This is a genomic window from Faecalibacterium sp. DFI.5.82 (assembly GCF_029076575.1).
GTDB classification, from domain to species: domain Bacteria; phylum Bacillota; class Clostridia; order Oscillospirales; family Ruminococcaceae; genus Faecalibacterium; species Faecalibacterium duncaniae.
Genome location: NZ_JARFIS010000666.1, coordinates 1 through 304, shown reverse-complemented (window position 1 = coordinate 304; position 304 = coordinate 1). Strand labels below are relative to the sequence as shown.

The following is a 304-nucleotide window of genomic DNA, read 5'->3' as shown; positions in this document are numbered from 1 at the left end:
CAGCAGCAGGTCAAGCTTCACAGCGTAGTCCAGTGCGGTTTTATCGCCCTTTTCCAGTGCCTGCTCCACGCCGCACAGGCTGGCGGTGGTACCGCAGCAGCGGGCATCGCCGGTGGCGGGGTCGTAGTTGTACAGCTCGCCCTTTGCCCAGCTGCCGGGGAAATTGCCCTCGTAGAAGTGGTACAGATATTCCTTGTGCTTCTGCGGGTCCATGCCCAGCCGGTTTTCCACCGCCTCGTCCAGACACCAGCCAATATCGTCGTGACAGCGCAGATAGTTCACGAACCAGCAGTTGTCCGGCAGG

The 304-nt window shown here is 60.9% G+C and carries 1 pseudogene; it reads right to left on the bottom strand.

Annotated features, from left to right (window positions below):
* A pseudogene (locus P0G09_RS18355) lies at positions 1 to 304 on the bottom strand (amylosucrase); the annotation flags it as partial.